Genomic DNA, 24,417 nt, shown 5'->3' on the forward strand with positions numbered 1-24,417 from the left:
TTACCTCGCAGCACTAAGTAAAGTTTCAAAAATAGAACGCGCAGCAGATAAAACCTGCGCTGATGCTGCATAAGACTGCTGAAAACGCAGTAAATTTGCAGCTTCTTCATCAAGGTTTACCCCTGAAAGTGATTCATACCAAGCTTCAGATTGCTGTGCAAGAGCATCAAATGCGGCTCCACTTGTAATTGCTTGCCCTGTCACTACACCTATATCGGTAACCATACCAGCATAGGCTTGGTTAAATGTTTTATGGTTGTCGGCGGTGGAGGTTGTAACAACATTTTGACGTACCAGTTCACCATTTTGCAATTCAGCAAGCTTTAAACCATTTCGGTTATCGTCAAAGCCACCTTCATTAAGTTCTAGTGTAAACGTATCGCCGGTTGCCGGAGTGCCTTCTATATTAAAATCAAAACCATAATCACTATACGGCGCTCCTGCTTGAGCTAAGACATTATTACCTGGCGGTGGAATAATAATTGTTGTTGCGGTATTACTTCCATCCGAAATTTGATATTCGTTTAGGTTTCCCGTTTTAACTAAAGAAATACTGCCGTTAGTTAACGCTAAAGGGTCTGAAGTAAAACTCCCCGTTGTTACATCGGTTACTTCGCCTGCAGAAATAGTGGCTGTTCCGGTATTATTTAAATCGTTAGCTGTTCTAATTGGTGACGCCAGTGCAAGTTCTTCTCCACGCCCTGTTGCAAGCGATATACTCGTAGCCGCTTGAGAATTCAGTTTTACTTGAAATTGATCGCCAGCAGCACCCGCACCAGTAATTGCTATTTGTAATCCAAAAGACTCGTCACCATTGATCATTGATGATGCATTGATTACACCACTCGTTGTATCTGCAAGTGATGGCGTGCCAATTAACTCGCCTTTATTATCAATTGCCTGAATACTTACTTCGTTAGGATTAGCTGTGTAGGTAATAATAAAATCGCTGGCAGGTAATTCATCACCTTTACCGGGTTCAACCGTGGCTGTCATACTTGTAACACCGCTGCTATTACTTTGATAAGCAAAAGCATTCACTGTAGGTATGGTAAATATATCTCCACCTAGCTCACCGTTTGCATCCATACCTAGTTTGTTTTGTTCGTTAAATGCATCAGCTATAGCTAAGCCCATTTGACCAATTTGGTTTTGTGCTGGCACTAAAATATCGTCTCTAAATGCGAGTAAACCGCCAATTTTTCCTTTTAATTTACTAGCATCTATTTCAAGAGGCACAGCCTTGCCACCATTAACATCTAGCGTTAGCTCTTTAAAATTAGGATCGGGATCGCCCGTCATAGAAAATAAATTAAACGAGCCACTTTGCATTACAACGGCTTCACCTGTTCCCATAAATACAAGTTTTTCGCCATTTGGACCATCAAGTGTTTCAATATCAATTAACTCTGACAAGTCACGTATTGCTTTGTCGCGTTCGTTATAAGTTGAGCTGGCATCGGCGGCATTACTGGTCCCATTTACAGCGGCTATATTTTGGTTTAAAGAGCTAATATTTTGAATAAGCGCATTAGCTTCATCTGAGAATATTTCTAGCTGTTCGTTCACTACACTTTGCTGATCGAACACAATACCTGATAACCTATCCATTTGATTTATTAAGCTTTGCGCATCTGTCATAACCAAAGAGCGAGCAAGCGTTGACGATGGCTGGTTAAGCGCTTCTTGTACGTTATTAAATAACGAATTTATACCTGTAGATAAGCTGTTTGCTTCTTCTGAAAATAAGGTGTCGACTCTATTTGCTTCTGTTACAAATTGATCAAAAAACGTTTTATTAGAGGTGTCTCTGTTTAACTGCTCTTGAGCAAATTGATTAAGTAAACGGTAGGTATCGCCTTGCCCTACTTGATTATCTATTGTGGTTGTAAATTCTGTGCGTTCGCGTACATAGCCTTCGGTATTTACGTTGGCAATATTTTTACTTGTCGTTTGCAGTAACTCAGAACTTGCTCTTACTCCTGAACTGGCAATATTTAGTAAATCATACGACATGTTACTTTACTCCTTGGCGGATCACATTTGCCGCAATGTCTTTTAATTCAGTACTGTTAAGTACCTGTTTTATTTTGCTGGCATAATTTGGATCGGTTGCATAACCTGCTTTTTGTAGTGAATCTAAAAAGTCGCTCGGCTTTGCTGTATTTTGTAGTGCTTCTTTATAACGAGGGTTTTGCGTCAAAAAATCAACAAAGTCGTTTACGCTCTCTTTAATTGAATCGTAGGCTCTAAAGCTGGCTTGTTTTTTAACAGCCGTACCTTGTTCAAATTCGAGAGTTACTTTGCTGGCTTTTTCACCTTCCCAACTTTTATCCGATTTAATATTGAATAAATTATTTGAGCTATTGCCATCGCTTTTATTAATAATATGTTTGCCCCAACCAGTTTCAAGCGCCGCTTGTGCAACCATTACAGCTGGGTTTAAACCTATTTTTTTAGCTGCTGTTTTTGCATGCTCCCATACTGAACTTACAAACTCTTCGGCGGTTTCGAATGCAGGTGCAGTTGCTTTTGGCTTTTCGGTACTTGCTTCAACGCTATTAACTATAGGCTCTGCCTTTTTCTCGGCTTGCTCATAAGAAGGTGCAGAACCGATGCTTTTATCGCTAAAAATATCGTTAGTGGTTCTTAGTACAGAGCCCGGCATAAACTTTTTACCATCGGGAGATAACTGCTGAACAATTAAGTCAGCAAGCCCTAATGAACCATTTGATGAGAGTTCTGTTGAGAGCTGTTGATCGTGCATTTCTTGGAAGAATTTTACGCCGCTTGAGTTAAATGGGCTTTCTTTGTCTTCAAACGCTTCGTTTGCTTTACGCATACTTTTAAGCAGCATTTGCGTAAAAATAGCTTCAAATTGTGCCGCCGCTTTTTTGAGTGCAGCTTTAGAGGCATCTGTTGATGCATCGCCACTTGTTAAGGCTTCTTTACGAAGTGAGTTTAAGTTGCCTAAATCAAAAAAGTTTTGTTTATCGAGATGATTTGTTTCCATCAGCTTTTTGACACAATAATGAATAATGCAGTTAAAAATGCAAAAATTGAGCCAGTTGATGTGTTTTTGAATTTATAAGTGGATTATAAATGAGGTTTTTTAGCTTAGCCCTAGCAAGTAAACTGCAAGGGCTAACTTTGTTTTTATATTACAACTAGTTGTCCGTTAATTGCACCCGCTTCTTTTAGTGCTTCTAAAATAGCCATTAAGTCGCCTGGTGCCGCACCAACTTCATTAATTGCGCGTACTAGGTCATCTAAGCTTACACCTGGATTAAATACAAATGCACGAGAATCATCTTGCTTTACATCAATAATGCTTTGTTGTGTTACTGCGGTTTGACCTTCGCTTAATGGGTTTGGCTGCGATACGTTTTGTTGCTCAGAAATAGTGACGGTTAAACCACCGTGCGTAATAGCTGCAGGTTGTAATTTTACGTTTTTACCAATAACAATGGTACCTGTACGCGAGTTAACAATAATTTTTGCAGCCATATCGGCCGGTTTAAACTCTAAGTTTTCGAGCGTTGATAAGTACGATACGCGTTGCGATGCATCTCTTGGGGCTAGTACACGAATAGAAACAGAATCTAACGCTTGTGCGCTGTTAGGACCAACTAGGTTGTTAATTGTTTCTTCAAGGCGTTTTGCTGTTGTAAAATCAGGGCGATTTAAATTAAAGGTAATGTAGTCACCTTGCAAAAACGGACTTTTAACAGCGCGCTCAACCGTTGCTCCATTAGGAATTCGACCAACCGTGGGGGTATTAATAACAACCTTACTGCCATCTAAACCCTGTGCACCTAAACCACCTACAATAAGACTGCCTTGTGCAATGGCATATACATTGCCATCAACCCCTTTTAAAAATGTTTGTATTAGCGTGCCACCACGTAAACTACCCGCACTACCGATAGACGATACGGTAATATCAATTGTTTGCCCTGGCTTTCTAAATGCTGGTAACTCAGCATGTACGGCCACTGCCGCTACATTTTTAATTTTAGGGCTTAAAGTAGAAGGTAATGTAATACCAAAGTTACTTAACATGCCCATAAAGCTCTGTTGAGTAAACTTGCTTTGCTCTCCAGTGCCAGGTAAACCGACCACTAAACCATAACCAACTAGTTGGTTAGAGCGAACGCCTTCAACCATAGAGACATCTTTAATACGCTCTGCATTTGCCGAAAATTGGCAACCTAGTAAAGCGATTAAACAAAAAACTTTAAATCCATTCATAATGAATGTCCTCTAAAAAGGAAAAAGCGAGCTACTAAAAAAGCGTGTTAACCAACCAGGACTTTGTGCCTCTTGGGTTTGCCCTTTACCTGAGTACTGAATACGCGCATTGGCGATTCGGTTTGACTCAACTGTATTGTCTGAACTTACATCTTGCGGGCGCACTAAACCTTCTAAACGAATAAACTCTTCGCCTGTATTTAGTGTTAGCCATTTTTCGCCGCGTATAACTAAGTTACCATTTGGCAAAACACGCATTACATTTACTGATATGTCGCCCACTAAACTATTTGATTGGTTTGATTTTGAATCACCCGTAAATGAGGAGTCGCTACCAATACCAAACTGAATGCTGTCGCCACCAATATTAACCGGTAAGCCGCCAAAACCAATTACGGGGTCAAGGCTTGCCTCGGTTTCTTTGTCTGTTTCTGTTTTTGCCGCTTTTGTGGCTTGAGTCGACTCTTCTAATTTAACCGTAATAATATCGCCAGTTCGCAGCGCTTTTCTGTCTGCGTATAAATCGTTAGATACGTTTGTGTTAAACAATGAACCGGTTGCAACAACGGGCTCTATATTTGGCTCAGGGTACATTGGCGCGTAGTAAGGGTCGTCTTGCACCACTTCACTATTTTGTGTTGATACGCAACCACTTAAAAATAAAGTACCTGCTGCAAATAACATAATATTACGCATGTTCACCCCTAAACCTTATAACTGTTGATTGATGTAACTCATCATTTCGTCAACTGCCGAAATTACTTTTGAGTTCATCTCATAAATACGTTGTGTTTCAATTAGGTTTACTAATTCTTCAGTTACGTTTACGTTTGATGTTTCAAGTGAACCCTGAATAATAGTACCTAAGCCATCAACACCTGGGTTACCTTGCACTGGCGCACCACTTACTGCGGTTTCGGTGTAAAGGTTTTGCCCTATAGGCTCAAGACCTGATGGATTAATAAAGTCACTTATTGTAATTTGCCCAATAACAACGTTATCGGCTTGTCCTGCAACACGTACTGACACTTCGCCGTCTTGAGAAACTGTGATTGATTGCGCGTCGTCAGGTACATTCATTTCTGGTTGAACAACATAACCTGCGCCCGATGTAACAACTCTTCCGTCGCCATCGGTAGTAAATTGCCCATTGCGAGAATAAGCAATGTTGCCATCTGGTTGGAGTACTTCAAAAAAACCAGAGCCCGAAATCATCCAATCTAATGAGTTTTCGGTGGTTAACATATTACCTTGTGAAAAGTTTTTTTGGTTAGCAACCACTTTTGCACCAGCACCTAACATTAACCCTGATGGCATTTCGGTGTCTTGCGATGAACGTCCGCCCGGCTGATTTATATTTTGATAAAGTAAATCTTCAAATACGGCACGGCTTTTTTTATAACCAACCGTACTCGCATTTGCCAAGTTATTTGAAATAACCGATATATCGGTTTGTTGAGCGTCAAGCCCTGTTTTACTGATCCACAATGCAGGATTCATAATAGTGTCCTCATTTTAAAGTTAAACTACGCGTAACAGCTGATCTTGCGTTTTATCAATCTCTTCAGCTGTTTTCATTAGTTTTACTTGTAATTCAAATTGGCGTTGATGGCTGATCATGTCGACCATTTCGTGAACCGGATTCACATTCGACATTTCTAAACTACCACTTAATACTTTTACATTGGCTGAGGTATCAACCGTTTGATTAGGCTTTGGTCTGAATAAGCCATCGTTACCTTTTTCGAGCTGAGAGCCATTGGCTTCAACTACTTTTAAACGATCGACTTCTTCTAAAAAATTAGCGGGTGCGCCTTGAGGTCGAACTTGAATAGTACCGTCTTCACTAAAACCAATTTTTTCAATTGGCACAGGTAATATAACCGGACCACCTTCGCCAATAACTTGACGACCACCACTAGTAACTAACATGCCTTCGGCTGTTATGTTTAGCGTACCTACCTTTGTGTAAGCTTCGTTGCCGGATTCATCTTGCACGCTGAGCCATGCGTTATCGCTCATTGCAATATCTAGGTCTCGCCCTGTTTGAATAATCCCGCCCGATGTCATGTTTGAACCTGGACGTTCTTGCATAGAAAATACGCGTGTAGGTAAGCCTTCACCAAATGCTTGCATAGAACGCGCTTGAGCAAAATCAGCTTTAAAACCCGTTGTATTGGCATTCGCCAAATTATTGGCTTTAAGCGCTAATCCTTGTAGGCTTTGCTTGGCGCCAGACGCCGCAATGTAGACCATTTTGTCCATAACATCGACTCACATAAAAAATCTCTGACTTAACAAATGCAAAATAGATGCCAGATTAAAATTGACACAACATTGAGGCGATAAAATAAACAGTAGAAACAAAAAAGGCTGCAAAAATGCAGCCTAAAATATTTAACTGTAGAACGTTTAATTTATTGCAGCTGTAAAATAGTTTGCTGAATTGTAGAGTTAACTTCAAGCGCTCGAGAGTTAGCCTGAAAATTACGCTGAGCACTAATTAAGTCAACTAGTTCATTTGTTAAATTAACGTTTGATTGCTCAAGTGCTGATGAGTTAATAGACCCTAACGTACCAGAGTTTGGTTCACCCGCCATTGGCTCGCCAGATGTCAAACTTGATTTCCAAGAAGTATCACCTACTTGTTGCAAACCTTGTGAGTTTGAAAAACGCACCATTGCTACTTGACCTAAAAATGTTGAGTCGCCATTACTATAAGATGCAACTACTTTACCGTCGGTACCAATATCAATACCGGCTAAACGACCAACTGTTGCACCGTCTTGCTCAAGTGCTTTTACTTCAAAGCTACTTGCATATTGAGTTGGTATTTTATTTGCTGAGCCGGCTTCATCGCGCCAACTTACATTTATATTTTCAGAAAAACTAGCACCGTTATCTAATAGAGTGCTCATTCCTGCTGCCGCACCTGAAGCTAAGGCAACATCATCAAACGTTGTAGCTGGAGACGTTACATCTGGCAAACCTGCCGATGTAAAAGCAAGTGTGTCGATAGGAGAATGAGCACCAGCCGCTGTTTCAGTTCCACTAGCATCGAAATTTTTACCGTCTAATGTTCCGTAAACTTCCCATGTATTTGCTGTAGTAGCAGGATCTGTTTTCACAAAATATAATTGTAAAACGTGTGCTTCACCTAACGAATCATAAACAGTTGTTGATGTAGAACTGTTATAAGAAGCACTCGTACCTGAGTCAAAAGGCGTAACTGTTGGCTGCGTACTACGTGAATCTAAATTAAATGACGAATATATTTGAGTTGTTGCACGTGGCGATCCTGAAGAATCTGGTATTTGTAATGGAGATGATGTACTCAAACTTACAGATGTTGTATCACCTGTTGATTCGTCTACCGGAAACCCTTGTAAAAAGTTACCTTTTGCATCCACTACAAAGTTGTCTTCATTTAATTTAAATGCACCGGCACGCGTATATGAAAAGTCTTGCGAACCTAAATCTTCACTCATCGCAAAGTAACCTTCGCCCGTGATTGCTAAATCAAGTGAGTTATTAGTAAATTGTAATGAACCCTGGTGAAATTGCTGAGCAACCGTAGTCGTTTGCACGCCGTCACCATTTTTAGTGTTTCCTGCGCTAAATACAGATGATGCATATACATCAGCAAACTCAGCACGTGATTCTTTAAAGCCAGTAGTATTAACGTTTGCAATGTTATTTGCAGTAACGTCTAAATCTTTTTGAGCGGCAGCTAGGCCGGTTAATGCAATATTGAAACTCATAATTCACCTTTAACCTGTTAATTTTTAGCCTGCTGACAGGCGAAATATACTTAAAATTTTTACGCGATTTCTGCTACATCTGTCAGCCTAACCGCACCTTCTTTAGTATTAATTATTATGCCGCTGGAGCCATTAATATTAACACTCTCAATATTTTTAAACGTTGCTATTGGTAAGCTTGAAAACTCACCATTAGTACTGCCTTCAGCAGATACTGTATATTCACCTTCAGGTAAACGTTCACCTGCATCATTTTTACCATCCCATGCAAAGCGTACTGCGCCTGCAGACTGAGATCCTAAATCAATGCTTCGCACTAATTGACCTGATGCATCGGTAACGCGCAACGTTAAACTTTCAACAGGGTTTTCAGCAACAATAGAACCTTTTGCGTCATCTGTTTCATTTAAATCTAATGTATTAGATTCTAGTAACGCTTGTTTACCTACTAACGTCGACGCTTGTAGCGCTGAGTTTGAGGTCATTGATGTGGCAAGTGATTCAAAGTTTGAATTCAAATCACTAATTCCTTGCGCCATGGTAAAGCTGGTCATTTGCGCAATCATTTGATCGTTATCTGCTGGGTTACTTGGATCTTGAAACGACAGCTGTTGTGTTAACAGCGAGAAGAAATCTTCTTGGGTTAACGCATCACTTTCTTCTTCAGTTGAAACTGGCGTACTATCTTGCCAACGTAAAGAGTCTAAATAGGATGAAGATGTGTTTATATCGGTACTCATAACCTACCCTCGGTTACCGCTGACCTAGCAGCAGTGTTTTACTTAACATTTGCTTAGCTGCATCTGCAACTTGCACGTTTGTTTCATAAGAGCGAGAGGCAGAAATCATATTAGCCATCTCCTCAACAACATTAACGTTGGGTTTATAGATATAACCATTTTCATCCGCACTTGGATGATTTGGATTATATTCAATTTGTAATGGTTTGTTGCTTTCAACAATACCCAATACTTTAACGCCAACAGCGGAGCCCTGTGGATTACTTGCTGATGCTGACGCTTTGGTAAGTTCAGCAGCAAATACAGGTTGTCGCGCTCGGTATGTTTTGTCTTGAGAAGAACTAATCGTATTAGCATTAGAAATATTACTCGCGGTGGTATTTAAGCGTACATTTTGTGCGCTCATACCCGAACCAGCTATATCAAATACATTATATAAACTCATAATTTTTATCCTTGACTACCGAGTGCTTTATTCAGACCTTTAAACCTGCCGCTTAAAAACTGCAAGCTTGCCTGATACTCCATAGCATTCTGTGTATACAAGTTCCGTTCCACCTGTATATCAACGGAGTTACCATCACCTGTATCTGATTGATTTGGCGAGCGAAATAATTCTGAATCACCCATACTGCGAGTACCACCACCAATGTGTTTATCGTTAGTGCGTACCATTGTATTGCCGCTTTGCTGGTGTGATCTTGCCGCTTTTAATGCTGAGGCAAAATCTATATCTTTTGCTTTGTAGCCCGGCGTATCAGCATTCGCAATATTAGTTGCAATTACTTCTGCTCGTTGTGAACGGATCAACATAGCCTGCGGATGCACACCTAATGCTTTATCAAAACTGATAGCCATAACCATCTCCAAAAAATTGACTTGCCTTAAATAAAGCAAAAAATAAGCCATTTATATTAGAAGAACAGTTATTTTTGTAAGGTTATGTATTAAAAAGAAAAACGACACATAATGTGTCGTTTTAGAAGGAAGGAATAAACGTTATAATTTCTTTTGGTAAATAATACCGGGGTTACATCGCACCATATCAAATTCGTCACTTAACCCAGCCATCGACTCCGATGCACCTAAAAATAAGTACCCTTTAGGATTTAGCGCTTGAGCAAACTGTTTAATAATTTTAGCTTTTATTTCAGGTGCAAAATAAATCAATACATTACGGCAAAAAATAACATCAAATTTGCCCATCAATGCATACGAATCGAGTAAATTTAAATGCCTAAAACTGACTTGTTTTTTTATTGTGTCGTTTACTTGTGCCATACCATTGCCGCTATCTTTAAAAAACTTTTTACGACGTTCAGCCGATAAACCTCGCGCTAAAGCAAGGGCATCGTATTCAGCATTTTTACACATATCAAGCATCGTATTAGAAATATCAGTGCCTATAATTTGCGCACCCATACGTAATACGCCTGGCTTTTTTACTTGAAACTCAGCAACCGACATTGCAATAGAGTACGGTTCTTGACCTGAAGAGCTTGCAGCAGACCAAATCTTTAATGGTCGTCTTAATTCTTTAAACTCAGGAAATAATTTACTTTGTAATAACTCAAATGGATATTGATCTCTAAACCACAATGTTTCGTTAGTGGTCATTGCATCAACAACTGCTGCACGAAGCTGTCGCTCATGAAGCCCCATCGTTTTACTCACTAGCTCTGATAAAGATTTTACATCAAACCGAGTCATTAGTGGTGCAAGTCGACTTTTAACTAAGTATTGCTTGTTTTCACCTAAAACAATACCGCATTGCTGCTCTAAAAACGAACGAAACTGATCGTATTCACTTTGCTGCAAGTCTTTATTATCCAAGTTAAAGCCACCTTTTTAAATTAATCACAACTAACCCATTTTTTAACCGCTGTTGCTAATTCATCTGGGTTAAATTTAGCAATAAAATCATCTGCGCCTACTTTTTCAATCATAGCTTGATTAAAAACGCCGCTTAATGATGTATGTAAAATAACATGTAATGGAGCGAGCTTAGGGTCAGCTTTTATTTCTGCCGTTAGTGTATAACCATCCATTTCAGGCATTTCAACATCTGAAATAAGTAGCGCTACGCGCTCTGTAATATCATTTTTACAATCAAGTTCTGCTATTTCTTTTAACCTGATTAAAGCTTCTTTACCATTTTTAGCAAGTTCTGTTTGTACGCCTAACGGCTCTAATGCACGCTTTACTTGATTACGCGCTACGGCAGAATCATCAGCAATAAAAACAATTCGCTCACCTAAATCTTTTTGAATGTCGCCACTGGCAGCCACTTCAGCACTTACTTCGGTGTTAACAGGACAAATTTCGTTAAGAATTTTTTCTACATCGAGAATTTCAACTAATTCGTTTTCAATCTCGGTTACGGCTGTTAAATATGAATAACGCCCAGCACCTGATGGTGGTGGCATTATTTTTTCCCAATTCATGTTAACAATACGCTCTACCCCACCGACTAAAAACCCTTGTACAGAGCGATTATATTCGGCAATGATAATAAAGCTGTCTTTAATGTTTTCTATTGGGCGCCCACCTACTGCCATCGATAAGTCGATAACTGAAATAGTTTGACCTCTAATGTGCGCAACACCACGAATATAGGCATTTGATTTTGGCATACTTGTTAGTGGAGGACATTGCAGTACTTCTCTCACCTTAAATACATTGATACCAAAACGTTGCCGTCCTCTGAGCTTAAACAATAGTAATTCTAGGCGGTTCTGGCCAACCAACTGAGTTCGTTGGTTTACTGAGTCTAAAATACCTGCCATTCAAATCTCCTAAAGAAAACAAATAATACGGAACGATAATTGCTTTCTATTTATTAAGCTTACATAACATCACGGGAGCGTCTTCTTTTTGACGCCAAATATTTATACCCTGTTTGAAACCATAAGCATAGTCGAAACATTATGAGTTTGTTAAAAAAAGTCAGAAGATACAGTGTTTTCTATTTTGTTGCTAGCCTCTGTTTAGCATTCCCCCTTCACGCAAAAATATTCAATAAAGATTTATTGCAAGAGATGGCTGTAAGTTATGTAACAACAAAAATTGGTGATATCGACAATAATAAAATGCAAATAAGTGCATTGCCATTAGACAGCCGAATTCCTGATAGAAACTGTGATATGGCACCCGAGTTATCTACAAATAGTGAACCACCTTTTAACCGGCAAGTTACTTTACAAATAAAATGTAATGACGCTCAAAATTGGGCTCAATATGTTCATGTAAGAGTTATTGAAATGGCACCAGTTGTTGTTGCTAGTGCAAATTTAACGCGAGGAGAAGTCATTACAAGCTCTCACCTAAGCGTAGAAATGAAGCCAACTCATTTTGTAAGAATACAATATTTAGATGATCCTAAAATGCTTATTGGCAGCAGAAGTAAACGCAATATTAGAAGTGGTATGCCAATATTACTTAGCCATATTTGTATGGTGTGTAAGGGAGACTCAGTAAACATTTATGCAAACCTTAAAGGGCTCAAAATTAAAACTTCTGGCGTTGCATTAGAGGATGGGACCATTGGTGAACAAATACGAGTTGAAAACAAAAAAACAGGTAAAGTTTTAAATGCGCGAGTAGATGGTGTAGAGTCTGTGCAAGTGAATATTTAATTTAGATTTATGCTAAAGTATCCTGCGTATATGCCGATAAACTGGCATAAGTTGGGTAATATACAGGTTTATTATTATGGTTAATCAAGTTAGTTCAGGTAATCAACAAGCAAACGTTTTAACTAATGCTAAGCAACAAAAAGTTGATTTACAAAGAGATAATGCAAATACACAAGCTGCTCAGTCTGCTACACCTAAGGCTGCAAGCGATTCTGTTAGCTTAACTCCACAAGCTCAGCAATTAAAAACATTACAAGATAAAGCGCAACAGTCGCCTGGTTTTGATGGTGATAAAGTTGCTGAACTAAAAAAAGCAATTACCGAAGGCAAGTACCAAATAGACAGTGAAAAACTTGCTAAAAATTTAGCTGACTTTGAGTTTAACGTTTATGGCTGATCACAATGGTTTAATTACGATTAAACTAAATGAGCAAGTTGATTGCTTAGCATCTTTACATTCTTTATTGAATGACGAACTTACCGCGATTGCGTCTCGACGTGGTGAAGGTTTAAAAGAAATTGCCCAACAAAAAATGTCTTTTTTAACCAAGCTAAGTTCGCTCGATAAAGAATTAAGCAAATTGATAGCTAGCAATAATGAACAAGCCGAAGATATACCTGATTTAATTTCATTAGTTCGCAGCAAGCTGGAACAATGCCAAAAACAAAATAATGTTAATGCTCATGCTGCCCGCCAAGCGCAACTAAGTGTTAAACAATTAAAAGAGATATTAATTGGCGCACCAACGTCAATGACCTACGACCAAGCCGGTAAATCTGTAAATACCGAGAGTAAGTTAGTACACAACTTAAAAGCTTAGTGCTTTAAACCTAGATTATATAAAAAGCCCTACTGATAGCATCAGTAGGGCTTTTTTGCTTAATGATTAGCTATGCAAGCGCTCTATATTAAAATGAGTACTTCAACTTATTACATTAAGTAATACTTTAATCAAATTGGCATTATAACCTTGCACTAAAACCCACCTTAAATATTTTTAAGGTGGGTTTCGTATGTTAAATATCAGTTTGATTGTTACCATTTTCTATTAGGTGTTTTATCAACTCCTCTGATTGAGTTTGTACATCACTTGCAGGTGTTGTAGCTGCAGGCTCTGCATTTTGCGATGGCTTATACTCAATATAGGAACCCTCATCATCAAGGAGCTTAAGAGCAACAAGCTGATCTGCATCAGAATCAACAATTACATCGTTAATATTAAGTGGCTCTGCAGAACCTATTTGTACAGTTTGTTCTGACGTTATTGATAAACTGCTTAAATTACCTAAATCAATAGTCTCACTGCTTAATACGTTGTTGCTTGATACGTTGTTGCTTGATACATCATTAGGCGCTGTCTCATCCAATGCTGATTCTTCACCAAACGAAGTTAGTACATTGGTGTCTGGAGATGATTGAATATCTGATGTAGTCGGTATTTCAGTACCTTCACCATCAATGGTTGTGGTATTACCTGCTTCGTCTTCAAATATAATTCTGACATCGTTTAGTCCTAAACCTAGAAGTTCTAGAGCACCTAAGTTGAGATCAATACTAGTAAACTCCCAACTTCCATCGCTTTGCACTGTCGTTGTTTTATTTCCAATACTTAAGCCAAGTAGTAACGAGTTATCTAATGTAACTGTCGTGCCGGGCTCTGCATCTGTAGTGCCATGAAAACCTACAACAGCTATCTTTATAAGTCCTGTAAGCTCGTCGAGTAAATAATCAACCTCAAAATCATTTACTATAGGTGGTGTAGTATCAATAACCAATCCAGATATACTACCGCTTGAAGTTGTATTACCTGATGTATCAGTTGCTACAGCTGTTACTGTGTACACCCCGTCAGCTAAGTTAGTATTAGCTGTTACGCTCCATTCACCCGATGCATCAGCAGTTACTGCTTCAGTTGCCTCTGTAGCGCCACTAAAGGTCACCGTTACTGACTCACCAGGAGCGGCTGTACCTGTTATAACTGGGTTTTGATCTGTAGTTAGTACCAATCCTGAATCAATTGTAATACCTGAGTCAATTGCGCTACTTGATGATTGCGTACCAGTATTACTTGCACCATCAACAATGCTTACATCAACGCTGTAGTTGCCCTCAGGAAGTACTTCTGCTGATATCACGCTCCACGTCCCATCAGCATTCACATTTGTTTGAACACTGTGCGAAGCGCCTGCAGAATCTGTAAACATAACTATTACAGCCGCACCTGCAAAGCTTCCAGTTACAGAACCCGTAATGGTAGGCGTTGTATCTTGCCCTACTGTAATTGGGTCTATCACTACAGTTGGTGCTGTGTAATCGGTACTTGACACCATAGTATCGCTAGCAGAGTTACCCGCTGTATCGCTTATTGATGCTATTGCACTAAAGCTACCTTCACTAAGCGTGGTGGTAGCTGTTACTGACCATGTGCCACTTCCTGAAACTTGAGCGGTAATAGTTTGTGAATTGTTATTAGCATCGGTAATAACAACACTCACATTTGTACCTGCTGGTGCATCGCTTGTACCTGTAATTGTTGGTAACGGGTTATTAGTAACAGGTAACTGGTTAACTTCAACTGTTGGTGGTGTTAAATCAATAATGCCACCTAGGCTTGTAGAACTTGTAAGCCCTAAGTTTTCAACTGTAGCACTTACAGTAAAGGCACCTTCAGCTAATGGTGTTGTAGGTATTAGAGTCCATACACCTGCAATAGCTTGGGTGTTATATGTCGTTGCTGTACCGCTACTATCGGTAATAACTACCTGTACGTCACCTGCTAATATATCTGTGGTACCTGTAATTGTTGGCGTTGTATCGCTTGTATCTACAATTTGATTAATTAACAAACCTGGTAAGGTTGTACTAATAGTGCCCGTTTGAGTAACTGTTGTTATATTCCCAGCATCATCTGTACTTATTGCCTCAATTGTTAAGTCACCTTCAGCAAGTAAAGGAGTAACAATAAGCCATGTTCCGTCTCCTAATACCGAAGTGGTAACTACATATAATGTATCTGTAGAGTCAGTAATATTTACGGTAATTAAACTTCCTACCTTTTCATCGCTTGTCCCTTCAATAGTAGGTGTTAGTGTATTAAGTACACCAATTGCCTCAATCGCTAGCATTGGGGGTAAAGTGTCTATCGTTACTAGCTCAGTGACCGACTGCCCTGTATTACCTGCCGCGTCAGTTATACTTGCAGAAACAGTATATACACCATCTGATAAGCTAGTAGTTACTAAAGACCACTTGCCATCGCTACCAATTAAGGTATTAAATACGGTTTCGTTGCCATTACTACCAATAATAGTTACATCAATGTCTGTACCTTCAGGCTCTTCAGAACTGCCTGAAATAGTTAATATATCGGTATTGCTAATAGCCAATGGCAAAATACTCACCACAGGTACTAGTGCATCAACTACAAATACGAGAGTATCGGTAACTACGTTTCCTGCACCATCGGTAATACTCACATTAGCAACGTGTTGCCCATCAGTTAATACATCTAGTTGAAGTGTGAATTCCCCAGCAGCATTAACTGTCGTCTCTATTACTGAGCCACCATCAAGCTGAATTTTTACCACACCGTTAATTAGATCACTAGTACCTTGAATGATTGGCATTGAATCCGATGTTGTGCCAATAACTTCTAAACTTAGGCTGGGAGATAATGTATCTACAACCTCGGTCAATAAGATTGTTGTTGTTAAACCAACCTCATTTACTATATCTACGGTTGCATTATATGTACCTTCAGCCAATGATTGAGGTACTTGCACAGCCCATGAGTTATCGGCTTGTACTATAGCAACTAGCTCTTGTACTGCATTTTCGCTATCTACCACTTTAACTAGCACTTCAGTGCCTGGTGCTTGGTCGGTTGACCCACTAATTATTGGTAAGTCCCCCTCTCCAGTTACAAAGTTAACTACTGCATCTAATAACGGTGTTGTGTTATCAATATCTGCTGTCGTTATCGTCGTTGTATTACCCGCTTCATCTGTAGCTGATGCTGTGACTGTAGACAAGCCTATAATATTAATTGTCAAGCCAAGTAATTCCCAATCACCATTAACATCGGTGAGTACTTCATAAGTACTATCAACTAAACTTCCTGCTAACCTAGTTGTTACTGTTACAGTTTCATTAGGGCCCAAATCAGAGGTACCCGATAGTGATAGTATGCCCCCAACTAAGAACGAAGGCATTATTGTTAGCTCTGGTCCTACTGTATCAATCTCGCCACCGGTTTTACTGTCAGTAGAAGTATTACCTGCCGCATCGCTAATAGTTGCACTAACACTGTAAACACCGTCAGCTAAAATATTATTAGCAGCCGCTTGCCAGTCTCCATTGCCATCGGTTTGAACGGTCATTTGATGAGAAACTCCAGCAGAATCAGTAAAGGTAACAATAACGTTTGTATTTGCCTCGTTAGACGTACCTGTAATCAATGGAGTGCTATCTTGAGTTAGTATTAATGAACTTTGATTAATACTAATCTCTGGTGCAATGGTATCTATAGTTGCTGTATTTGTTGCGTCCCCGGTATTACCAGCGCTGTCAGTAACAAATGCTTCAACTGAATAATCTCCTTGTGAAAGAGAGCTACTTGCCTCTACAGACCATATACCTCCAGTTTGAACCGTTGTATTTACAGTGTGCTCATTACCTTGTGCATCAGTGAATACCACTGCAACAGCATCACCCACATTGGCACCTGTCACACTTCCTGAAATACCTGGGGTTAAGTCTGTACCTCCAACAATATCGTTAATGGTCACAACTGGCGCTGTTATGTCAACTTCCCCTGTAATACTTGTGTTTACAGGATTACCGGCAGTATCTGTTGTTGAAGCTAAAACCGTGTAAGTGCCCTCGCTCAACTCTGTACTTGCAGCGACTGACCATATGCCATTTGCACCAACCGTAGCATTAACCGTTTGCTCTGCACCTAAGCTATCTGTAATTAAAATAGCGACTATGGCGCCTTGTGGAGCTGTAGTTGTGCCTGAAATTGTAGGCGTAGTGTCATTAGACGTTACCGGCGGTGTAATATTAAGTGCTGGTGGAGTTAAATCGATCACGCCCTCGCCCGCTGCATTACTCGTTAAGCCACCTTCAGTCACACTTGCCGAAACAGTAAACTCACCTTCAGGAAGAATACTTATCGCATCAACACTCCAAATCCCGCCTACTACCGAAGTAGTTACAGTATGTGAAATGTTATTAACGTCAGTTATAACGACCGTAATTTCTGTGCTATCTGCCGCACTACTTGTGCCCGATATTGCTGGTGTTTGATCGTTCGTATCAACAATTGTATTAATATTGATTGTAGGCGCATTGGTATTTAACGTTGCGGTACTATTTGCAACTGATTCATTCCCTGCGGTATCAGTAACACTTGCAGAAACTGTAACTTCACCATCAGTCAGTGCGTCGGTTATATCTACACTCCAATCACCTCCTGCACCAACAACAGTTGTGTAAGTCTCGGTACTATCTCCATCGGTCACAGTTACTGTAATACTCGTGTTTTCAGGTTCATTGGATGTGCCTGAAATAGTTGGCGTGCTGTCATTAATTGTACCTAATGCGTTTATAGAAATACTTGGTGCTTGAGTATCAATAAAGCTCGAGCCTGTATCCAAACCTTGATTGCCAGCATCATCGGTAATACTTACCTCTACATCATAATTGCCATCTGGCAAGCTTGGCGCCGTAACTTGCCAATCGCCGTTAGCATCAACTATTGCGGTTAAAATGTGTGTGTCATTATTGCTATCTGTAATGACTATATCGACCACCGTATTCTGTGGTTCAGTTGAAGTACCACTTACAATTGGTGTATTAGTGTTAAATACAGTTATATCATTAAGTACAATAATAGGTACTTGGGTATCAATTGTTAAATCAATAGTCGTGCTGCTGATATTATTAGCGTCATCGGTAATACTTACTTGCGCCGTATAATCACCATCAACAAGTCCTACGGGGACATCTACTTGCCAATTGCCATCAGTACCCACAGTTGCTGTTAGTGTTTGACCACCAATAATAATGCTTACATCTGCACCTATCTCATTACTTGTGCCTGAAATTGTAGGTGTTGTATCTATTGTCGCGTTAACTTCGTTCACAATTAATGTAGGATCAACACTGTCTATTTCACCTTGAGCCTGCTGCGTTGTTAAGTTACCAACACTGTCTCTAACCTCTGCAACAACGGTATATTGACCTTGCGCTAGCTCTGCAGGTACAGCAACAGACCAGTCGCCACCGGCTTGAACTGTCGCAGTAAACGCTTGGCTTTCTCCTTCACTATCAGTCACTGTTATATTAATTACAGTGCCTTGCCCCATATCGGTGGTGCCGCTAATTACTGGCGTACTGTCATTAGATAAAGCATCGACACTAACGGTTAGGTCTGGCGCTACGTTATCAAAATCAAGTGTATTAACTGATGCAATATTACCAGCTGCATCAGTTGCTGTTGCAGTTACATAAGCAAGATTAAGTAAAGGCACAGTTATGTTTGCAACACCCCATGAGCCATCAGCATTCGTTGTTGCGGTGTAAGTTGCGCCAATTAACCCACCAACTAAATGCTCTGTAATAGTGATCACAGAGCCTCCTGGTAAATCCGATTCCCCGGAAAGAGAAACCAAATTACCTGTTGCAAATGCAGGAATAATTCTCAGTTCCGGTGGGGTAACATCCACTTCACCTGTACCACTAACAACAGTGGTATTTTGTGCGGCGTCGGTCATGCTCACGCTCACCGTGTAACTGCCTTCAGCTAACGCGCTTGGCGGTGTCGCACTCCAATTACCGTCGCTGTCTGTTTGCACGTCGAATACGTGAACGACCGTGTCTGCACCGGTAACGGTGATGCTAACGGTGCTGTTTGCTTCACTGCTTGTTCCCGTTATTACTGGGGTGACCTCATTCGTGAGTGACGGCACATTCACACTCACACTCGGTGCAAGGGTGTCTATGACGCCTGCGCTGGTAAGTGTGGTGGTATTGCCTGCGATATCATCTATCCTGAGGACAAGTGTATACGCCCCTTCGGCGAGTGCATCCGGTACTTCCACTGAGAATTCACCCCCACTGTCCACTTCGGTGGTGAAGATTTGTGATACCCCTTCGTCATCCAAGACGGTGATGCTTATTTCACTGCCTTCAACGGCATTACTGCTGCCACTGAGTGTTGGTGTTACGTCGCTGCTTGACCCTAGGTTGTTCAAGATGAGCGTTGGCGGGGTGATGTCGACTTCCCCTGTGCTCGTGGCGCTAATGCTATTGCCTGCGGCATCGCTGACGCTGGCGCTGACGCTGTAACTGCCTTCAACCAGGGCACTCGGCACTGGCGCTGACCAATCCCCTTCACTGCCAACAATGGCGGTAAAGGTATGCACGTCGCCGTTGCTGCCTGTCACGATGATATTCACGACGCTGTCGTGAGGCGCATCGCTGTTTCCCGATACCGTTGGGGTGATGTCGTTGCTGACGCTGTGCGTGTTAATCGTTAAGCTTGGGGCGATTAAGTCGATTAATCCGCTGACGCTGGCGCTACTGCTATTGCCTGATATGTCGTTGATTGTGGCGGTAACGGTGTAACTTCCGCCCGCTAAATCGCTAGGCGCAACCACACTCCACGTGGTACCACTGACAATAACACTTGTGCTACTGCTGTCGTTATTGCTGTCTACGAAGGTGATGTTTATTACTGTCCCATCCGCAGCATCGGTGGTGCCGCTGATGGTGGGGGTGCTTTGGTTTGTGTCTGCCAATGCGTTAATGTTTATGCTCGGGGCATTGGTATCCAATGTGGCACTTTCACTGACGGTGGTGCTGTTACCTGCCACGTCTTCCACGCTCACTTCTATGCTCAATATTCCATCGGTTAAGGCGTTTGGTACAATTGCTGACCAGTCCCCATTCATATCTACGATCGCTGTGAAGGATTCTGTGGCGTTTATATCGCTGACTTTAATGCTGATCACGGTGCCTTCAGGGGCATTACTCGTCCCGCTGATGATCGGGGTGCTGTTGTTAGTTGCTCCCACGGTCTCTAAGGTGAGTGTGGGGGCGAGTGTATCAATGATACCAAGCTGTGTGGCGCCGCCGGTATTGCCTGCTGCATCGGTAATGCTGGCTTGTACGCTGTAGTCACCATCCGGTAATTCTGGGCTGATCACTTGCCATTCACCGTTTGCATCTACGGTGGCGGTAATTGGGTGATCATCGCCATTGCTGTCGGTGATCATTATTACGATGAGGGTGCCCTCAGGCTCGGTTGATACCCCACTAATAACCGGGGTGTTGTCGTTGCCAAGGCCGAGTAAATCAACGCTAATAACCGGTATGACGGTGTCGACAATGCCACTGCTGCTGGCGGTGCTGGTATTGCCTGCGGCATCGATAATGCTCGCTTGTACGCTAAAGTCACCTTGTGCAAGGGTATTCGGGACTTCAATAAACCAATGCCCATCGCTGTCAACCTCGGTGGTGAGTGTGCGTATAACATTGTTTGCGTCCGTTACAATAAGGGTGACAGTGCCCCCTATCTCATTACTGGTGCCGCGTAATTCAGGGGTTAAGTCGCTTATGTCCCCGACGGGTTGAATAGTCAGTGTTGGTGCGACGGTGTCGATAATGCTGGTTTGTGTGACGCTTGTTAAATTGCCTACGCTGTCACGAACACTGACTTCAACGGTGCTTTGCCCTTCGCTCAGTCCTATTATCGGTGTGACATTCCAGTCACCATTGGCATCTACGAAGGTTGTTAATGTGTGTGATACGCCTGCGTTGTCGGTCACAATAAGGGTCACCAATGCCCCTTCACCTGCATCGCTGTTGCCACTAATAAGGGGGGTTTCACTGTTACTATAAGGTGCTATTTCCACGATTAATGTCGGCGGTGTTGTGTCGAAGCTATCGGAGTTGATAACACGAATATTACCGGCAGCGTCTGTGCCGCTGGCGGTAATGGAGGCAACATCGAGTAATGAAATACCTAACCCTATAAACGACCAGTTGCCGTTTTCATCCGTGGTGGTGGTGTAACTTATGCCAACACCGCCGCCAATAAGTTGCTCGGTAATGGTAATTTCACTGTTTAGTGGTAAGTCCGAGGTGCCGTTTAATGACACCAATGCGCCTAATTCAAAATGTGGCGTAAACGCAAGTTCCGGTGGGGTAACATCCACTTCACCTGTACCACTAACAACAGTGGTATTTTGTGCGGCGTCGGTCATGCTCACGCTCACCGTGTAACTGCCTTCAGCTAACGCGCTTGGCGGTGTCGCACTCCAATTACCGTCGCTGTCTGTTTGCACGTCGAATACGTGAACGACCGTGTCTGCACCGGTAACGGTGATGCTAACGGTGCTGTTTGCTTCACTGCTTGTTCCCGTTATTACTGGGGTGACCTCATTCGTGAGTGACGGCACATTCACACTCACACTCGGTGCAAGGGTGTCTATGACGCCTGCGCTGGTAAGTGTGGTGGTATTGCCTGCGATATCATCTATCCTGAGGACAAGTGTATACGCCCCTTCGGCGAGTGCATCCGGTACTTCCACTGAGAATTCACCCCCACTGTCCACTTCGGTGGTGAAGATTTGTGATACCCCTTCGTCATCCAAGACGGTGATGCTTATTTCACTGCCTTCAACGGCATTACTGCTGCCACTGAGTGTTGGTGTTACGTCGCTGCTTGACCCTAGGTTGTTCAAGATGAGCGTTGGCGGGGTGATGTCGACTTCCCCTGTGCTCGTGGCGCTAATGCTATTGCCTGCGGCATCGCTGACGCTGGCGCTGACGCTGTAACTGCCTTCAACCAGGGCACTCGGCACTGGCGCTGACCAATCCCCTTCACTGCCAACAATGGCGGTAAAGGTATGCACGTCGCCGTTGCTGCCTGTCACGATGATATTCACGACGCTGTCGTGAGGCGCATCGCTGTTTCCCGATACCGTTGGGGTGATGTCGTTGCTGACGCTGTGCGTGTTAATCGTTAAGCTTGGGGCGATTAAGTCGATTAATCCGCTGACGCTGGCGCTACTGCTATTGCCTGATATGTCGTTGATTGTGGCGGTAACGGTGTAACTTCCGCCCGCTAAATCGCTAGGCGCAACCACACTCCACGTGGTACCACTGACAATAACACTTGTGCTACTGCTGTCGTTATTGCTGTCTACGAAGGTGATGTTTATTACTGTCCCATCCGCAGCATCGGTGGTGCCGCTGATGGTGGGGGTGCTTTGGTTTGTGTCTGCCAATGCGTTAATGTTTATGCTCGGGGCATTGGTATCCAATGTGGCACTTTCACTGACGGTGGTGCTGTTACCTGCCACGTCTTCCACGCTCACTTCTATGCTCAATATTCCATCGGTTAAGGCGTTTGGTACAATTGCTGACCAGTCCCCATTCATATCTACGATCGCTGTGAAGGATTCTGTGGCGTTTATATCGCTGACTTTAATGCTGATCACGGTGCCTTCAGGGGCATTACTCGTCCCGCTGATGATCGGGGTGCTGTTGTTAGTTGCTCCCACGGTCTCTAAGGTGAGTGTGGGGGCGAGTGTATCAATGATACCAAGCTGTGTGGCGCCGCCGGTATTGCCTGCTGCATCGGTAATGTTGGCTTGTACGCTGTAGTCACCATCCGGTAATTCTGGGCTGATCACTTGCCATTCACCGTTTGCATCTACGGTGGCGGTAATTGGGTGATCATCGCCATTGCTGTCGGTGATCATTATTACGATGAGGGTGCCCTCAGGCTCGGTTGATACCCCACTAATAACCGGGGTGTTGTCGTTGCCAAGGCCGAGTAAATCAACGCTAATAACCGGTATGACGGTGTCGACAATGCCACTGCTGCTGGCGGTGCTGGTATTGCCTGCGGCATCGATAATGCTCGCTTGTACGCTAAAGTCACCTTGTGCAAGGGTATTCGGAACTTCAATAAACCAATGCCCATCGCTGTCAACCTCGGTGGTGAGTGTGCGTATAACATTGTTTGCGTCCGTTACAATAAGGGTGACAGTGCCCCCTATCTCATTACTGGTGCCGCGTAATTCAGGGGTTAAGTCGCTTATGTCCCCGACGGGTTGAATAGTCAGTGTTGGTGCGGCGGTGTCGATAATGCCACTGCTGTTAGCGGTGCTGGTGTTGCCTGCGGCATCGGTGATACTCGCTTGCACACTGTAACTGCCATCAGGCAATGTTGGGCTGGTTGTCTGAAATACTCCGGTGTTATCCACCACGGCTGACAATGGATACGTAATGCCATTGACGTCGGTAATGAGGATGCTCACCACACTGCCTACTGGCTCGGTTGAAGTACCGCTGATCACTGCCGTGCCGTCATTTCCAAGGGATAATTCATTTACGGCGATCACCGGTGCGACGGTGTCGATAATGCCACTGCTGTTAGCGGTGCTGGTGTTGCCTGCGGCATCGGTGATGCTCGCTTGCACACTGTAACTGCCATCAGGCAATGTTGGGCTGGTTGTCTGAAATACTCCGTTGTTATCCACCACGGCTGACAGTGGATACGTAATGCCATTGACGTCGGTAATGAGGATACTCACCACACTGCCCACAGGCTCGGTTGAGGTACCGCTGATCACTGCCGTGCCGTCATTTCCAAGGGATAATTCATTTACGGCGATCACCGGCGCGACAGTGTCGATAATACCACTGCTGTTAGCGGTGCTGGTGTTGCCTGCGGCATCAGTGATGCTCGCTTGCACACTGTAACTGCCATCAGGCAATGTTGGGCTGGTTGTCTGAAATACTCCGTTGTTATCCACCACGGCTGACAGTGGATACGTAATGCCATTGACGTCGGTAATGAGGATACTCACCACACTGCCTACTGGCTCGGTTGAAGTACCGCTGATCACTGCCGTGCCGTCATTTCCAATAGATAATTCATTTACGGCGATCACCGGTGCGACGGTGTCGATAATGCCACTGCTGTTAGCGGTGCTGGTGTTGCCTGCGGCATC

Annotated in this window: 16 protein-coding genes; 3 read left to right on the forward strand and 13 right to left on the reverse strand. The window is 42.6% G+C overall.

Features of this window, described 5'->3' with window-relative positions; translation table 11 throughout:
- The 12 genes from flgK to I6F65_RS05895 form a co-directional block, all read right to left on the reverse strand.
- On the reverse strand, positions 1-2,016 hold the full coding sequence (flgK, locus tag I6F65_RS05840) for a flagellar hook-associated protein FlgK (protein ID WP_197111949.1): 2,016 nt from the start codon (positions 2,014-2,016) through the stop codon (positions 1-3).
- 1 nt (position 2,017) lies between these two features.
- On the reverse strand, positions 2,018-3,013 hold the full coding sequence (gene flgJ / locus I6F65_RS05845) for a flagellar assembly peptidoglycan hydrolase FlgJ (RefSeq protein ID WP_197111951.1): 996 nt from the start codon (positions 3,011-3,013) through the stop codon (positions 2,018-2,020).
- Between the two features lie 143 nt (positions 3,014-3,156).
- Complete coding sequence (locus I6F65_RS05850) at positions 3,157-4,251, reverse strand: flagellar basal body P-ring protein FlgI (RefSeq protein WP_024611506.1); 1,095 nt, start codon at positions 4,249-4,251, stop codon at positions 3,157-3,159.
- Positions 4,252-4,263: 12 nt separating this feature from the next.
- A complete protein-coding gene (gene flgH / locus I6F65_RS05855; RefSeq protein WP_166108932.1) occupies positions 4,264-4,947 on the reverse strand; it encodes a flagellar basal body L-ring protein FlgH in 684 nt (227 codons plus the stop codon).
- Between the two features lie 15 nt (positions 4,948-4,962).
- Positions 4,963-5,751: a flagellar basal-body rod protein FlgG gene (flgG, locus tag I6F65_RS05860; RefSeq protein WP_024611504.1), complete on the reverse strand. Its 789-nt coding sequence runs from the start codon at positions 5,749-5,751 to the stop codon at positions 4,963-4,965.
- 21 nt (positions 5,752-5,772) lie between these two features.
- Positions 5,773-6,516 carry a flagellar basal body rod protein FlgF gene (locus tag I6F65_RS05865; RefSeq protein WP_166108931.1) on the reverse strand — a complete coding sequence of 248 codons (744 nt, stop codon included), beginning with the start codon at positions 6,514-6,516 and terminating at the stop codon, positions 5,773-5,775.
- A gap of 152 nt (positions 6,517-6,668) precedes the next feature.
- A complete protein-coding gene (gene flgE / locus I6F65_RS05870; RefSeq protein ID WP_197111953.1) occupies positions 6,669-8,012 on the reverse strand; it encodes a flagellar hook protein FlgE in 1,344 nt (447 codons plus the stop codon).
- Positions 8,013-8,071: 59 nt separating this feature from the next.
- The gene (locus I6F65_RS05875; protein WP_024611502.1) at positions 8,072-8,752 is read right to left on the reverse strand and encodes a flagellar hook assembly protein FlgD; all 681 of its coding nucleotides are present in this window, start codon (positions 8,750-8,752) and stop codon (positions 8,072-8,074) included.
- Between the two features lie 13 nt (positions 8,753-8,765).
- On the reverse strand, positions 8,766-9,197 hold the full coding sequence (flgC, locus tag I6F65_RS05880) for a flagellar basal body rod protein FlgC (RefSeq protein WP_024611501.1): 432 nt from the start codon (positions 9,195-9,197) through the stop codon (positions 8,766-8,768).
- Between the two features lie 5 nt (positions 9,198-9,202).
- Positions 9,203-9,610 (reverse strand): flagellar basal body rod protein FlgB, encoded by a 408-nt coding sequence (flgB, locus tag I6F65_RS05885; protein ID WP_166108929.1) that lies wholly within the window; start codon positions 9,608-9,610, stop codon positions 9,203-9,205.
- A gap of 141 nt (positions 9,611-9,751) precedes the next feature.
- Complete coding sequence (locus I6F65_RS05890) at positions 9,752-10,585, reverse strand: protein-glutamate O-methyltransferase CheR (protein ID WP_166108928.1); 834 nt, start codon at positions 10,583-10,585, stop codon at positions 9,752-9,754.
- A gap of 20 nt (positions 10,586-10,605) precedes the next feature.
- Complete coding sequence (locus tag I6F65_RS05895) at positions 10,606-11,538, reverse strand: chemotaxis protein CheV (protein WP_024611498.1); 933 nt, start codon at positions 11,536-11,538, stop codon at positions 10,606-10,608.
- 141 nt (positions 11,539-11,679) lie between these two features.
- On the opposite strand from I6F65_RS05895, the gene flgA reads away from it, so the two are divergent.
- From flgA to flgN, 3 genes are all read left to right on the forward strand, one after another.
- Entirely contained in the window at positions 11,680-12,387 is a 708-nt protein-coding gene (gene flgA, locus I6F65_RS05900; RefSeq protein ID WP_197111956.1) for a flagellar basal body P-ring formation chaperone FlgA, read from the forward strand.
- 76 nt (positions 12,388-12,463) lie between these two features.
- Entirely contained in the window at positions 12,464-12,784 is a 321-nt protein-coding gene (gene flgM, locus I6F65_RS05905; RefSeq protein ID WP_024611496.1) for a flagellar biosynthesis anti-sigma factor FlgM, read from the forward strand.
- Positions 12,777-13,208: a flagellar export chaperone FlgN gene (gene flgN, locus I6F65_RS05910; RefSeq protein WP_166108926.1), complete on the forward strand. Its 432-nt coding sequence runs from the start codon at positions 12,777-12,779 to the stop codon at positions 13,206-13,208. Before flgM ends, flgN begins: the two co-directional genes overlap by 8 nt.
- Before the next feature lie 196 nt (positions 13,209-13,404).
- Here the strand turns inward: flgN and I6F65_RS05915 are convergent, their stop codons facing one another.
- Positions 13,405-24,378 (reverse strand): Ig-like domain-containing protein, encoded by a 10,974-nt coding sequence (locus I6F65_RS05915; RefSeq protein ID WP_331461418.1) that lies wholly within the window; start codon positions 24,376-24,378, stop codon positions 13,405-13,407.
- Positions 24,379-24,417: the final 39 nt, after the last annotated feature.

The sequence above is a fragment of the Pseudoalteromonas sp. SWXJZ94C genome, from assembly GCF_015864385.1.
GTDB lineage: Bacteria > Pseudomonadota > Gammaproteobacteria > Enterobacterales > Alteromonadaceae > Pseudoalteromonas.